The following is a 13,441-nucleotide window of genomic DNA, read 5'->3' on the forward strand; positions in this document are numbered from 1 at the left end:
GCGCGAGATCAGGAATACGTCGCCGCCGCTTGAACTGATCCTGCCGAGATTGATGATGCTGGCCTCGCTCGTACTGCAAAGCATTCCAGGAGTTTCGTGTTAAGGATTCCGAATGGTTTCATGGCATCACATACCTTTTTCTAAAGATCGTGCCACTTCCCAGACTTTTTGTCGGGTTTTACGTCAACAGTGACGGATGCAGACAGTAGCTATCGTACAGAATCCAATTGCGGCTTCCCCCGTTGAAGACGACGTCCGGGTAACAGATGGAGGCCTGCTTGACGAGCAATTGAGGCATGTGTTTAAATCCGAGGGACATTCGGAATTGGGTCGACGCCCATGCCAACCTGCTTCCCGGGCAAGGTGGAACGCGAAAGCGAATGTGGCTCTTGACAGAGAAACCAAGCGGGTCAAGCGTCGACCCTCCATTCTCGGAGGGTTTTTTGTTTTCCGACTCGAACATTTCCGGCGAGACGATCAAGGCGTATCTGGAGACGGACTACATCGTTCTCGACGCTGCATCGACGACGCTGAAAATCGGACAGACCAATCCCCATCTGGCTGCGCTGCACGGCACCTATGACACGCCATGCAGCGCCTTCCTCACGGCGTGCAACCCTTTCAGCGAGAACTGCGGTGCCGAGGCCAACGCAGCGCGTACGGCGGCGCTGGCCGCGGACCTGAAGCGGCGTGGACTGGTCACAATTGAAGCTATCGGCAAACATCCGTCGAACGGCTGACCCGGCGAAGCGAGTTTTCTCGTCCTTGGCCTTTCGCTCGAAGCAGCGAAGGCGATCGGCACGAAGTACGGTCAGAACGCGATTGTCTGGTCGGCAGTGGACGCCGTGCCCCGACTGATCCTCTTGCGGTAACCTTCCTTTGTTGCACGTCGCGGATTTAAAGCACAACTTGCAGCGCGACTCATAAATACTGCTAAAGCGTCGCCATGCCTCTGCCCCGAAGGCCGGTGAACGTCGATTCAACGGGGATGGGAGAAACGCATGACGCAACCATTACTGGGCATTCTGTCTTCGCTGGCCCGGCGTTTGATGACGAGCCGATCCGCCTTACCGTCACCGGGGATCTCGACGAACAGGACGAGCCATTGGCGCATGCTATCGTCAGTGTCCGCTTTAGCTGACTGCGCAGTGCTATCGAAGCTTGAATATGTCTCGAAACAATGTACCCGATAAAAGGCCGCCCGATTTCATGCCGAATGATGCGCAACACAAAGCGGCAATCCGGCGCGGCCTCCCTTTTTCGGCACGGTGCTGTGGCGCGCTCGGCAAGCGAAGTCGCTCCCGCCGCCCGCGCTGGTTTATCGCGCCGGCGTGCCGGCGAGCCGTACCGTCGATGGTGATGGCGTGGTGGACAGCGATGTGTTGCTGACCGTCGAGCACAATGGCCGAAGTACCGGGATCGTGAGCGACACCAACACAGGGTTCGGTATTGCGGCGAAGGTCGGCGACTACTGCATAGGCGAGAACGACGCCTTGACGCACGTGCCGCATTTCCGCAGAGGGACGGGGCCGGAACCAAAGTGGATGGCATTCCGGCGCTTCATCAAGAAAAGCTCACGCCTGTCGATATCCATGTGGAGCGCTTGTATCGCGCTCCGCCCCGACTTTTTTCGATCATCGGCTGAATCCATGCAAGCGTACTTTTCAACAGCGTTTCCGCAAGACCTCTGGCGTATCGGGCTGACGCGTCCGAACAGAATTGTCGCGCAGGAAATCATGAAGGACGAGGCGGCTGTATTCTTCGGCGGTCCGGAGTAGGCGAACGTCGCGCAGGATCTGGCGGTAATCGCGCCGCGTCACCGTCTGGATTTCGTGCTGAGCGTGTTCATGATCACGCTGACCGATCAGTGCATCTTCACGCATCGACAAGATCTTTATCCGGAGTGGCGGGGGGGGACCGGGTATCCGAAGTTTGGCTGGTGTGGATTCGGCGCACATCAAGAGAACCCGTTCCACCTTCTCGGTGCGCCGGAGCGCGAAGGCCTGATCGACACGAATGAAGCGATCGAGCGGATGCCGGCGTTCGTCGACTTTATGATCTGCGAGACGAAGCGATACTTCAAAGCCTGCAGCTTCTGCCTGAGCGTCCGTGACTACGTGGAGTTCATCCGCCGCGATGGCGCTTTTTCGTTCGATGAAGGCGTCCTGGTTCAGCCTTCAGGCAGGCGTTCGAGCGAGCCGTGGAGGCAATGGACCGCTGAACGAGGCACAGAAACCGTTCAGTCCTGCAAGCCGATGTCGATTCCGGTCGTCCAGAACGTCCGCGCATCGTCGCCGGACGGATGATGGCGGCACAGGCTCCGGCGCGCCGCAGGCACCACGCGCAGCGCCGCTTCGATGGAAGATGCAAGTAACGCCTCCAAGCGGCGGTACTCACTGACAGTGACCGGTGCCATCATCCAGTTCTGCGTGTCGTCGCCGTGCGCCCAGTCGATGTTCTCGGTGAACACCGAAACGAATCTGCGCGTGCAGTGCTGGCACTCCAGACCGCGGACGTTGAAGTGGGATTCGTAGATCCACATGGCGCGTTCGCGCAGATCGCTTCGCGCCTTCCATGCGGCCTCGGCGGATTCGGGCCAGCATCGCTCGCAACCGGTCAGCAATGACGTTTCTTGTGTTCTTTCTGCGTTCATTCGCATGCACCCGGTCGGGGTTTGAGTGTCGAAGCCTTCGACGCTCACGTGAGGCGTGGGCATCGACCTCAGTTTATTGTTTATGCGGACCGGCGGCCAGTGCATTCGCGAGGCTGCGGATGTCCTCCCGCATCACCAGCACGTCGAGCCAGCGCCGGGGAATGCCGCCGACACCGTAATGCGCGCCCGCAATCTGACCGCAGATTGCAGCGGTCGTGTCGGCATCCTGTCCGAGATTGGCCGCCCGAAGAATGGCCTCTTCGAATGTTGATGTGGATGCGAAACACCACAGCGCAGCTTCGAGACTGTCGATCACATAACCGGAGCTGCGGATATCGTCTTCGTCCTTGCGAAAGTACGAGCCGTCCGCGATGGTCCTGACGCTCGCACATACGTCAACGGGAAGATGCGGCCCGCTCAGGACCTCTTCCTTTGACGCTCCGCCGAACGCACTGACCAGCATGGCGGCGAACAGGCGGGTTGCATCGACGCATTCTTGCGCGCCGTGCGGGAGCCGCGAACTGAGGGCGGATTTTTGAACGGCCGTGGCTGCATCCGCATGAAAAAACATCGGGACCGGCGCCAGACGCATGATGCAGCCATTGCCGGCGGAATAGCGGTCTTCTGCGCCCGAATAGACGTCGCCCGTGTCCTTGTAGCGGTGAAGCGCGTCGCTGACTGTGCCGCCGATGTCGAAGCAGGAGCCGTTGCTGCTCAGATAGCCCTTGTCCATCCAGCGGCAGAAGCGGTTCATGATGTCACGCGCATCAAAGCAGCGATGTTCGACGAGACTCGTGGCGATGCAAAGCGCCATCGATGTGTCGTCGGTCCATTCACCGCGCCTCAATCCGAATGGGCCGCCGCCCACCATGTCGGTGACGGGCTTGAAACTGCCGCGCGGCTTGAATTCGACCGTCGTTCCGACGGCGTCGCCGCAGGCGAGTCCCAGAAGACAGCCTTCGAATCTTTCCAGTTGGTTCATTGTCAACCCCGTAGTCGTCTGAGATGCATTGTTCTTGTTCTTGTGATGCCCGCCCGTCGCGGACGCGGTTCTTTTTCGTTTCGACGCTTCAATTCAGCAGGCCTGCGCTCTCGGTAATTTGCACGGACCTGTCGTCCGGATCGATCTCCTCTTCGTCGCGGGTCTGAGCCGCGTTCGGGCCGAGAAGAATCAGCCCCTCGTCGTTTTTTTCGCGGACTACGAAGTCGAGCATGGAAGCAAAGCGATGCAGCACTGCCATGAAATTTCCCGCGATCAGCCCATAGCCAAAAGGAAGCGGATAGTCGACAACGAGATCGTTGTCGTCGTCGATCCAGAACGACGCCATGAAAACCTGCGAATTGAGGCTGTGCTCCAGCTCGTGCTTCTGCTCACCGGACGCGTGTAGCGCGACGGGAAAATACGTGGTGAAGCGGATGAATTTCTTGTTCTCGTCAGCCGTCACCTGATAGGCGAGACCGGACTCCGTGTGCAAGATGATCCTGGCTGCGTTTGCGTCGTGAACGACTCCCGAATCCGCGATATGCGCGGCCAGCGCATCCAGCGAAATGTCGTCTTCGTTCCAGATTTTCTTCAAGAAATCCCCCGATTCGAGTCGTTTCATAGAAGCGCAGACAGTCTTCGCATGCGCTTCCTACTTAGTTGCATTACACTACTTAGCATCCTATTACCGCATAGTGACAGATTGCAACTAAGCAGATGAAGAAACTTTTTCCGTTGGTCACCACCGACATCGCCCTGTTTACGATCCAGGACCGCAGTCTGCGCGTGCTGATGGTCCGGCGCGCCAATGAGCCGGAATTTGGAAAGTGGGCTTTGCCGGGCGGCATATTGAATCCCGGAGACGACGCCCATCTCGACGCGACGGCGCAGCGTGTTCTGTCGGGCAAAACGGGCGTCGATGTGCCGTTTTTGAAGCAGGTCGCCACCTTCAGCGGCGCGGCACGCGACCCGCGCGGATGGTCACTTAGCGTGCTCTATTACGCATTGCTGCCGAGCGATCAGGTCCATGCCGTCGCTGGCCGCGCGACCGATGCGATCGAGTGGCGCGACGCTTATGCGCCGGGTTCAGGTCTTGCATTCGATCATGCCGACTTGGTCGACGCCGCGCTGGCCATGTTGCGCGACAAGGTGTCTCGCGCCGCTTTGCCATTGCATCTGATGCCGGCCCGTTTCACGCTGACCGAGTTGCAGCAGACGTGCGAATCCATTCTCGGCCGTCCGCTAGACAAAAGCGTGTTTCGTCGCCGGTTGAAGGACGAGTTATGCATTGAGCAACTACCCGGGGAGTTTGTGTACGGCGCGCAACGGCCCGCGCAGTTGTATCGTGCGGTGAACGGATTTCGCTTTTGATCGATTGACTCAAGGTTCTCGGTGGGACGCGCCGCTTGAATGAGTTCGGCGGTCCGCTTTTTTTCAGCCTGCGCAAGTGTTCGCAACAAGTTTCGCGTCATCATTCCCGGACAGGGAGCAGTAGACGTCTAACTCTGTGACCACTTGCGGGGCAGACCGGGCAACGAGGTCCATTTGGCTCCGCCACTCGGGCACATCGGTGCCGTCGGAACTGATGCCCAGGCCTTTTTCCCAGTAGGACAGGTACGCCTCGCCTCGGTTGGCGGCGTAGTAGTTGCCGTTCCCAGCGGCGCAATCGAGTGCGTACTCCCAGTTGTTCTCACGCATGCAGACACCGTGCTCAGGATGCGGCACCTGTCCCAGTCCGATTAAGTATTCCGCGCTCTTTGCGTCCAATGGGCGAAACACTGCCACTCGTAAGCGCCTGTCGCCTCGGGCGGTGATCGCAGCGATCAGCGAGGTGCCTCGCTGGATGGTGATGAGCTCGGCGCTGAGATTGACTCGGCCGACCTCGAGCCACCAATGGCTGCCACTGGCTGAAATCACCTCGCAAGGGTCATCGGGCGCCAGCAGCTCGCGATTCAATGCATCGCGGGCTCGAGTTGCTGCCACTGCGCTTCTCCATCCCGACTCTGCTGTTGCAGCCCGCGCAACATCTCGGCTAGCGGCAGGTCCCCGCCGTCAAGCAGGGCCTCCTTTAAGCAGGGTGCAGGGACGCGGTACGGGATGTCCGGTAACCGGTATCGCTCCAGCGTCCCCGGCTTGAGTTTAAGCTTTACGAAAACAGTGCTCGTTGAAGTCATCTTTTGCATGGCAAGGGTTCTCGCGCAGTTGCCAGTTTTTCAGCTTAAAGCTGCCGTAGGCGCTGCCGCGCGGCCGTCAGCGGCTCGGCCCGATGCTATGTTGACAGTTCAGGCGATTTTCGTGAAGGCTTCGTGGATGAAGCGAGTCGCTCGAAGCGGATGCAGCTTGCGTCACGACGATCCGTCAGGGCTGGACGCGCAAATGCTTTCGGCCGCAGTTTCTGTGTTTTCTCCATGTCGGTCCCGGATCTACGAGGGACGGGACCTGTCCTCTAAGGGCGATATCGTTCGAGACCTTCAGATACGTCGCACGACTCTCACCGAGGCCAACATGGATTACGCCAAAAATCTGAATCGAGATCACGGGATCGCGCGCGCCGCGCAACTCATCCGCGCGGCGGACGCCATCGTCATCGCCGCAGGCGCGGGAATGAGCGTCGATTCCGGGTTGCCGGCGTTTCGCGGCTCGGGCGGTCTATGGACCACGCTCATGCCCGCTGGTATGAGCGAACGTCAGCTTGGCTCGTTGACTCAGGGAGACTGCTTCACCAAGCAGCCCTCGCAGGCCTGGACGTTTTATGGCCGCGCACTCGACGTCTGCCGGCATAGCGTGCCGCACGACGGCTACCAGCTAATTCGCGAATGGGCGTCGACCAAGCGCCACGGCGTTTTCGTCTACACGAGCAACGTGGACGGCCACTTCCAGGCGGCGGGCTTTTCCGAAGACCGGATCGTCGAATGCCATGGGACGATTCATACGCTCCAGTGCGCAACGCCCTGTTCGGACCGGCTTTGGCCAGCGGGCGCATCGAACAGCGGCGCCTCGGAGCCGCCCAGCTGTCCGAACTGCGGCGGACTTGCGCGTCCAAACTTCCTCTTGTTTGCGGACGACGCCTGGATTCCAGCGCGCACCGCAAGACAGCAGGCGCATCTGCACGACTGGGCCGCCGCGATCGAACGCGCGGTTGTCGTTGAGATCGGCGCAGGGCAGGCGGTCCCGAGTATCCGCCTCTTTGCAGAGACGTTTGGCGCGCCGCTGATTCGCATCAATCTCGACGATGAACACGTTGGCCATGACACGGCGATCGGCCTCCGCGGCAGCGCACTCGCGGTGTTGAAGGAGATCAATGCGGCCTTGCTGAAGGATGCACCGCTCGTTGATACGTCACGCTGAAAGATTGCGTCCGCCGAATCACCATACTTTTCTACTCAAGCCCGGTCGCTTCTGTGCCTGTGACTGGTCGCGTATTAGTCGGTATATTTCCCATTCCCACTGCCGTCCAACCCAACAAGAACATGATGAAAACAGAATTCCTTAGGCCAGGCGGAGCCGCCGACCGATTCTGCGACTGGTTGGCGACGCGCTTGCCCGAACTCGACATACATCTGAAATTTGCAACCAGTAAAGCCGTGCCCGGCGGCCTCGACGTGAAGGTCCGTGGCATCGAGGAAGTGCTGCAGCGCTATTACTGGAACGCGAAGTTCACGAATCGGCACGGCAAAACGATCGTTTCCCACGACTGGGAAAGCACGCGCCAATCTCTGCATGAACTGGGGAACTGGCTGCGTGCCAGTGTCGACGCCGGAGACGAAACGGCCGCGGCCACGGCGGCGTTCGCCATCCTGGAATGGGGCGGCGTCAGCTCAGCCAGGCCGTTCATCGAGCGTAAGCGGGACGAGGGCAGGTTATGCGCTTACCTGTCGGGGCTTGCGCCGCTGTTCTCCCTCGATGGCGAGGTCGATACGGATCAACTGACGGCCGAGAACGTCGAACGCTTCGACTCCGGAATGACCAAGATCCACGCGATCTTCGATACGACAGGATCGCCCATTTACGACAGCCGTGTTGGGGCGGCGCTGGCGATGCTTTTTGCCATCTTCCGGCACGAGACGGAGTCGCCGCAACAGCACGTCGAAAATGGCCTGTTATTCCCCTCGGGCGAGGCGCGCGGCGATCAGGTGCGCAACCCAGGGGAACTGGGCCTGGGCCTCCTAGCGGCGCCGCAGTTCTATACCGGGGCTACTCCAAAGCACGTTTGGGCGCGCTGGCAGGTTCAAACTGGCTGGATCATTCAATCGGTGCTGCAACGTAATCCGCAGTTGTTCGCGTCATTGGAATCGCTCGACGACCGCGATCCACTGGCCGCGCGCTGTCACGCGTTCGAAGCGTCCCTGTTTATGATTGGCTACGACTTGCGCTGTCTCGCGCGCGAGATCGATCCCGACGCGGGTGCAGCGGTGCATGCAACGGCGGCGCCCGCCGGGCCGATTGAACCGGTGGCGGGTGGCGCCGCGGTCCGAACGGGAAGAATGAGAAACAGCGTGCCGATCGTTCATCCCTTCAAGACGGTCATCGTCCAATACCTCGGGTATCGGGAGAGCGAACAAGGGGACGCCAGTGACGATGCATTCCGCCAGTGGCTGACGAATCACCCGAATAAAGAGAACGCGGCGACAGCCGAGAACTTCACGAGCTATCGCTACCCGCTGGAGGAGCGCGAATTTGATTGCCACGACCGCAGTCTCGAACACGTTCGCCTCATCGCCGCAGGCGGCGAAGAGGGGCTGCGTGTGGCGAATGGTGGTGATCTTGAGTTCGTCCCGAGCGACGAACGCGAGAAGGTCTGTCTGCTGTGTGCGGGGCTTACGGGTTGCGTCTACCGTAGATTTGAAGACGGTGCGTCCCGCGCGCAGCAATTAATCGCTTCCGGGGCTGCGGGATCTCGCGCTGCCGCCAACAATCTGCTGTCTGTAGGCAGGGCAATAGGAACACATTTCGGTTTGCTCGACGGGAAGTTCAAGCCGACCCAACTGTTCAACCGTTTTTTCGGCGACGATTTCTGCGCAGGCTGCTTCGATTGAAGGCCGACGCACAGTCGGGAGCAGGAACGGCCGTCGGCCGGATCTGGCAGTAGGCCGAAAACTGGATCCTGAACTTCACGAGCAAGCAGCAACGATGGACACAACCGAGAACGTCGACCAAGCGGTTTCCTGGATCAAGGACGCGGACGGCCTGCTCATCACGGCCGGTGCTGGCATGGGCGTCGATTCCGGCCTGCCCGATTTCCGGGGGCAAGAAGGCTTCTGGCGCGCCTACCCGGCGCTCCGCCACGAGGGTTTCAATTTCGAGCAAATGGCGACGGCCGAGCGCTTCGAAAAAGACCCAGCACTCGCCTGGGGCTTCTACGGTCATCGCCTGCGGCTCTATCGGGAAACCGAGCCGCACGAGGGCTTTTCGATCCTGCGGAAGTGGGCCGCGCAGATGTCGCGCGGTGCCTTCGTCTTCACAAGCAACGTGGACGGTCAGTTTCAGAAAGCGGGCTTCGCGCCGGGCCGCATCCATGAGTGCCACGGCACCATCCACCAACTGCAGTGCGTGGCGGCCTGCAGTCAAAGAACGTGGCCGGCGGATGAGTTCAAACCCACCGTCGATATTGATACCGCGCGCATCGTCGGCGGGATGCCGCATTGCCCGAATTGCGGCAGACTCGCGCGCCCTAACATCCTGATGTTCTGGGACGCCTGCTGGGTCGAGAACGATGCGAATGCGCAGGAGGCTCGCCTGCGGGCCTGGTATGCGTCCGTGCAGCGCCCCGTCGTCGTCGAAATCGGTGCGGGCAAGGCGCTGCCAACTGTGCGTAACTTCAGCCAGCGACACGCGCGCCATCGGTTGATCCGCATCAACGTGCGTGAGTCGGCCACAAATCCCAAGGATGGCGTCGGCTTCGCTGGCGGTGCGCTGGACATCCTCCGGCAGCTCGATGCGGGCCTGATTGAGGCCGGCTGGAGCAACTGAATATAAGGCGCGCGATTGGCGCAAGCTGCCATCGGCAAGAGACGCGACGTGTCTCTTGCTGAATGCATCATCAGCATTTCTGCGATCGTCTAGGAGTTCTCGGTTGACACCTCACACCCTGCGCAACTGGTTCAGCCAGCTCGACGATTGCGCGACGTTTGCCGAAATCGACGCGCTTTGGCAGCCGACACTCGAAGAAGCTGAACTGCGGCCGCTCAATTTCGACGGGCGGCTTCGTGACGCGATGTTTTCGTTCCTCGTGCGCAGCAAACTGTCGCGCGAAATTAAGCTCGCAACGGTGCTCGGCTACATCAGCCCGTTCGACCTCGAACCGGAACTGGCGTTCGGTGCGCTCGACATCCGTTTCGAAAGCGAACAGGAGAATGACCCGCGTATGTTGGCCGGCCCGGAGCCCACGGCCGACACCCTCGGTCTGAGCGGATGCCCTCCGTTCCTCGGTGGGTATATCCACGGCCGATATGCCGAAGTGCAGCGAAGGCTAATCCACTCTGACCGCACACTTGCAAAGACACGCGAGCGTTTTTGGAACGCCTACCTGGATTTGTGCTGCCGCACGTGCGACGTCGACGGCGTCGATACGGCGCTCAAAAACGGGGCAAAGGTACATGGGCGTCGGCGCGCGGCACAGCTGCGCGATGTGCTCCACGTAGCGGTCAGTTCATCCGATCTGACCGAGCGAAACGCAGACGCCGTATCGCGTATCTGCCGACGTCTCGATATGGCGAGGGGCGAATGAAGGTCGAACTGGTTCGGCAGGCGCTCAAAGTCGTTTCGGGAGGGCAGACGGGCGCCGATCAAGCAGGATCGGAGTGGGCGATTGACAACGAAGTCGAGCACGGTGGATGGTGTCCGAAGGGTCGAAGAACCGAGGCAGGCGTCCTCGACCTGAGGTTCCAACTAATCGAAACGCCTTCAGCGTCGTATCTTCAGCGCACAGAATGGAACGTCCGCGACAGTGACGCAACGATCATCTTCACGATGGCGGAGCCGTTGACAGGCGGTTCAAGGCGAACCGCCGAATTTGCGCGCAAGTACGAGAAGCCATGCATCGCTTTCACTCCGGGGCAGTCACTGGAAAAACTGGCTGAATTCCTGTCACGCTATCCGGTACGGATACTCAACATTGCTGGCAGTCGACATTCAACTGCCCCCGATGTTGGCATCTTCGTCCGACAGTCGTTGGACGCAGTTATCCGACTGCTCGACAGCACCGCAGAGCTTGTTCCGATCCGAGATCTGGTCCATGGCTGTGGGAATGGATACGACCGGCTCTTGATGTCTGCGCTCGTGGAATTGCTAAAGCATGTCTTTCTGCTTTCAATCACGCTGATGACGAAACCGATAAGTCCCGAGGCGCTCGATACCGAAGCGCTGCAGCCAGCCCACGCAAGGGTCTTGAGACGCTGGCTGGCGGAAGCCCCCGGCATCCAACAGGTATCGCTCGATAGCCTGCGCGAGTTTCTGTCTAACCTGAACTCGTGGGCGATCTTTGTAACCGACCAAGCGGCAGCGACATGGCCCGGTTCGGAGACCATGCAACATAGAACGATGATGAACCTTTGCCACGACATCAAAGAGCGAGCCCTTGCCGCGGCGCTCCAAGGAGTGCCCCTATTACAGATCACAAGATTGGCGAGTCGGTGGCTCACCGAAAAAAAACAGAAGACGGTTCCTGATGTCCTACAAAGTCTTGGCTTGACCGCGGACACGCTTGTCGAATTGCCGGAAAGCGAGTTGCAGCGCTTGAACTTGATCGCGCGCCTGGAGGAAGAGGACCGGGCTCATCTCGCCAAATTCGGTCGGTTGCTGGAGGAGGATGGTGTCGGGAGGCAGCTTGTCAGCGGTATTAAGGCAGTGCTCGTCGATGTTTGACGAGCAAAACTTTTTTCGATGACAGCGCATTTGCGAGTGCAAGTCTGCGAGCCATGTGACGCTGGGTGAGTCCGGCTAGCCAGATTAACAGGAGTAGGACGTGGCCCCGAAGAACTGGTCGGACGTTTTATTGAAACAAACGCGGGATGTCCTACAACACGTTGGCTGCTCAACTGCCGTGATGATCCCTTTGAAGCACGTTGACGGCCGCTTCGGGATTGCTTCCGGCGACGCTGAATCCGGCAGCTATCTCGTTGCGGATCGCGCTAGTTGTGACGTCCATGTCTTCACGTCCGTGACCGCGCTCATCGAAAACGGCTGGGCCATCGATTGATACCCCCCTTGTAGTCCGCCACACTCACGATGTGGTTCAAGATTGTCGACTTCATGCCGATATCTCGGAGGAGGCGGATGGGCGCGTCGCGTCCGGTGCCACAGCAGCTTGATTCATCACTTACGATCTTGAGAACAAGAACAACGTCATGCCCGATTTCGCCGATATCAAAAGTCTCCTCGATGTGCTGCACGATCCGCTCGCCGTTGCCTTGCAGGCCCGCTGGAAATCGTTCAATCCGTTTCGTGTCCTCAAGGCCGAAAAGCGCGAGCTAAAACACACCACGACGCTCGCGTGGCTGCTCGATCCCCGCGAGAATCACGGTCTCGGCGATCATTTCCTGCGCGGCTTCCTGAAGAACGTGTGCGAGGCCGCTGGCGATCACACCACACTGTTGCGCTACGAGACCGACAACGACGCGATTGTCCGCGTGCATTCCGAATTGCAGATGCGAAAGATCAAGGGGAATCGCATCATGCCCAACTTCGATAGCGACGCGGAGTTCGATGGTTCGGCGAACGCCACTGAGCGCGACAAGCGCCGCATCGATGTGCTCATGGAAGGACAGGGCTGGGCCGTCGCGGTCGAAGCCAAGATCGGCGCAGGCGAAGGCGACGAGCAGCTCAACGACTATCGCCGGACGGTCCACGGGTGGGCTGAAGTAACCGGGCGAAAGCTGCTGCTCGTGTATCTCACAATCGACGAACAGGAGCTCGAACGCGTGGGCTGGATCAACGCCCAATGGAGCACGGCGGTCGCGCAGCCGCTGCGCACTGTGCTCGACGCGTCCGGCGCATCGGCTCAGCTGGGCGACCAACAGCACGCGTTTCTCGCAAGCTATCTCGACATTCTCAGCGAGATTGCCGATGACGAAAACGGCATCGTCAAACGGCATCTTTCGGAGCTCGCGACGCGCCACGCCGGGGCATTGCGCCGCCTGAAGGAAGTCATCAGGACGTCTTCCGGCCAGAATGCCGAGCAACATGCGAACTGGATCGTGCTTTATGAGCGCAACAAGCCGCTGCTGGACCGCTTGCTCCAAGACGTCGATCTCGGGTACGAGTTGCGGGCCAGGATGATTCACGAAGCGATCACGTCGCAGGGATTCCTGTCCGTGAAGGACGACAATTCTTATCTGCGTTTCATAGTCGCTGACTGGCCCGAGCGCTTCCCGAAGATCGTCGAGCCTTCGGATCCGCGCTTGCCGCGCGTGCTCTACGAGATCCGCAACGACTCGAAAACGCCGCAGCGCGTCTTCGTCGCGCTTCAGGTCTGGCACCTCCACGAGGATAAGTACAAGCATGAGATCTATCGCGAACATCGGGTCGCAATGGTGCGGGAGATGCAGAATCCACAGCGCGCGGTCGACTTCCCGCGTCTCTTCTCGAAGAACGTGGCCAAGCCTCAGTTGAACGAGAAAGTGCAGTCGCTCGTGAGCCTGCCCATCGCATGCAACATCGAGGCGCTCGATATGCGGCATTTCGCCAACGAGCTCAATCGGTTCGTCGCGAAAACGTCGAAGGAGATCGAGCCGTTCCTTGATCGCTTCCGCGGTTAAGGCATCGAAGGCACGCGACACGCCGGCCTCGCACACAGGCCGGCGCTTTTT

15 protein-coding genes, 1 pseudogene and 1 riboswitch are annotated in these 13,441 nt (G+C 59.7%); of the genes and pseudogenes, 12 read left to right on the top strand and 4 right to left on the bottom strand.

Annotated features, from left to right (window positions below; translation table 11 throughout):
* Positions 1 to 310 precede the first annotated feature (310 nt).
* Positions 311 to 415: riboswitch (SAM-I-IV-variant riboswitch) on the top strand.
* A gap of 28 nt (positions 416 to 443) precedes the next feature.
* The 4 genes and pseudogenes from AWB67_RS26870 to AWB67_RS26880 all read left to right on the top strand — a co-directional run bounded on the left by AWB67_RS26870 (position 444) and on the right by AWB67_RS26880 (position 2,306).
* Positions 444 to 872 (top strand): annotated as a pseudogene (locus AWB67_RS26870) (DUF3293 domain-containing protein).
* Between the two features lie 95 nt (positions 873 to 967).
* Positions 968 to 1,141, top strand: coding sequence for a hypothetical protein (locus tag AWB67_RS40915; protein ID WP_159964950.1), 174 nt, complete (start codon positions 968 to 970; stop codon positions 1,139 to 1,141).
* Between the two features lie 190 nt (positions 1,142 to 1,331).
* Entirely contained in the window at positions 1,332 to 1,778 is a 447-nt protein-coding gene (locus AWB67_RS26875; protein WP_125477685.1) for a hypothetical protein, read from the top strand.
* A 69-nt stretch (positions 1,779 to 1,847) separates the two neighbouring features.
* Complete coding sequence (locus tag AWB67_RS26880) at positions 1,848 to 2,306, top strand: hypothetical protein (RefSeq protein WP_125477686.1); 459 nt, start codon at positions 1,848 to 1,850, stop codon at positions 2,304 to 2,306.
* Here AWB67_RS26880 and AWB67_RS26885 read toward each other — a convergent pair.
* From AWB67_RS26885 to AWB67_RS26895, 3 genes are all read right to left on the bottom strand, one after another.
* Positions 2,240 to 2,653: a hypothetical protein gene (locus AWB67_RS26885; protein ID WP_235025333.1), complete on the bottom strand. Its 414-nt coding sequence runs from the start codon at positions 2,651 to 2,653 to the stop codon at positions 2,240 to 2,242. The two genes, AWB67_RS26880 and AWB67_RS26885, sit on opposite strands and share 67 nt — an antisense overlap.
* A 73-nt stretch (positions 2,654 to 2,726) precedes the next feature.
* Entirely contained in the window at positions 2,727 to 3,635 is a 909-nt protein-coding gene (locus AWB67_RS26890) for an ADP-ribosylglycohydrolase family protein (RefSeq protein ID WP_087659259.1), read from the bottom strand.
* A gap of 88 nt (positions 3,636 to 3,723) precedes the next feature.
* Positions 3,724 to 4,257: a YbjN domain-containing protein gene (locus AWB67_RS26895; RefSeq protein WP_235025334.1), complete on the bottom strand. Its 534-nt coding sequence runs from the start codon at positions 4,255 to 4,257 to the stop codon at positions 3,724 to 3,726.
* Positions 4,258 to 4,352: 95 nt separating this feature from the next.
* Here AWB67_RS26895 and AWB67_RS26900 point away from each other — a divergent pair, with 95 nt between their 5' ends.
* Positions 4,353 to 5,006 (top strand): NUDIX hydrolase, encoded by a 654-nt coding sequence (locus AWB67_RS26900; RefSeq protein ID WP_087659260.1) that lies wholly within the window; start codon positions 4,353 to 4,355, stop codon positions 5,004 to 5,006.
* Positions 5,007 to 5,069: 63 nt separating this feature from the next.
* Here the strand turns inward: AWB67_RS26900 and AWB67_RS26905 are convergent, their stop codons facing one another.
* Positions 5,070 to 5,618, bottom strand: coding sequence for a hypothetical protein (locus AWB67_RS26905; protein ID WP_125477687.1), 549 nt, complete (start codon positions 5,616 to 5,618; stop codon positions 5,070 to 5,072).
* A 357-nt stretch (positions 5,619 to 5,975) separates the two neighbouring features.
* On the opposite strand from AWB67_RS26905, the gene AWB67_RS26915 reads away from it, so the two are divergent.
* The 7 genes from AWB67_RS26915 (at position 5,976) to AWB67_RS26940 (ending at position 13,390) form a co-directional block, all read left to right on the top strand.
* On the top strand, positions 5,976 to 6,983 hold the full coding sequence (locus AWB67_RS26915) for an SIR2 family NAD-dependent protein deacylase (protein ID WP_235025335.1): 1,008 nt from the start codon (positions 5,976 to 5,978) through the stop codon (positions 6,981 to 6,983).
* Positions 6,984 to 7,174: 191 nt separating this feature from the next.
* Positions 7,175 to 8,671: a hypothetical protein gene (locus AWB67_RS26920; RefSeq protein WP_235025336.1), complete on the top strand. Its 1,497-nt coding sequence runs from the start codon at positions 7,175 to 7,177 to the stop codon at positions 8,669 to 8,671.
* Between the two features lie 94 nt (positions 8,672 to 8,765).
* On the top strand, positions 8,766 to 9,605 hold the full coding sequence (locus AWB67_RS26925) for an SIR2 family NAD-dependent protein deacylase (RefSeq protein ID WP_235025337.1): 840 nt from the start codon (positions 8,766 to 8,768) through the stop codon (positions 9,603 to 9,605).
* 55 nt (positions 9,606 to 9,660) lie between these two features.
* Positions 9,661 to 10,362 carry a hypothetical protein gene (locus tag AWB67_RS26930; protein ID WP_235025338.1) on the top strand — a complete coding sequence of 234 codons (702 nt, stop codon included), beginning with the start codon at positions 9,661 to 9,663 and terminating at the stop codon, positions 10,360 to 10,362.
* A complete protein-coding gene (locus AWB67_RS26935; RefSeq protein ID WP_235025339.1) occupies positions 10,359 to 11,498 on the top strand; it encodes a putative molybdenum carrier protein in 1,140 nt (379 codons plus the stop codon). Before AWB67_RS26930 ends, AWB67_RS26935 begins: the two co-directional genes overlap by 4 nt.
* Before the next feature lie 100 nt (positions 11,499 to 11,598).
* A complete protein-coding gene (locus AWB67_RS39735; protein WP_125477688.1) occupies positions 11,599 to 11,832 on the top strand; it encodes a hypothetical protein in 234 nt (77 codons plus the stop codon).
* A 148-nt stretch (positions 11,833 to 11,980) separates the two neighbouring features.
* Positions 11,981 to 13,390 (top strand): PD-(D/E)XK nuclease family protein, encoded by a 1,410-nt coding sequence (locus AWB67_RS26940; protein WP_087659265.1) that lies wholly within the window; start codon positions 11,981 to 11,983, stop codon positions 13,388 to 13,390.
* The last annotated feature ends 51 nt before the right edge of the window (positions 13,391 to 13,441 follow it).

Origin of the sequence: Caballeronia terrestris (assembly GCF_001544515.1) — a bacterium.
GTDB lineage: Bacteria > Pseudomonadota > Gammaproteobacteria > Burkholderiales > Burkholderiaceae > Caballeronia > Caballeronia terrestris.

Excerpts from the sequence above, each read along its gene's own strand:
- AWB67_RS26880 (WP_125477686.1), top strand. The coding sequence starts at position 1,848 with ATGATCACGCTGACCGATCAGTGCATCTTCACGCATCGACAAGATCTT.
- AWB67_RS26925 (WP_235025337.1), top strand. The coding sequence starts at position 8,766 with ATGGACACAACCGAGAACGTCGACCAAGCGGTTTCCTGGATCAAGGAC.
- AWB67_RS26890 (WP_087659259.1), bottom strand. The coding sequence starts at position 3,635 with ATGAACCAACTGGAAAGATTCGAAGGCTGTCTTCTGGGACTCGCCTGC.
- AWB67_RS26940 (WP_087659265.1), top strand. The coding sequence starts at position 11,981 with ATGCCCGATTTCGCCGATATCAAAAGTCTCCTCGATGTGCTGCACGAT.
- AWB67_RS26900 (WP_087659260.1), top strand. The coding sequence starts at position 4,353 with ATGAAGAAACTTTTTCCGTTGGTCACCACCGACATCGCCCTGTTTACG.
- AWB67_RS26895 (WP_235025334.1), bottom strand. The coding sequence starts at position 4,257 with ATGAAACGACTCGAATCGGGGGATTTCTTGAAGAAAATCTGGAACGAA.
- AWB67_RS26885 (WP_235025333.1), bottom strand. The coding sequence starts at position 2,653 with ATGAACGCAGAAAGAACACAAGAAACGTCATTGCTGACCGGTTGCGAG.
- AWB67_RS26935 (WP_235025339.1), top strand. The coding sequence starts at position 10,359 with ATGAAGGTCGAACTGGTTCGGCAGGCGCTCAAAGTCGTTTCGGGAGGG.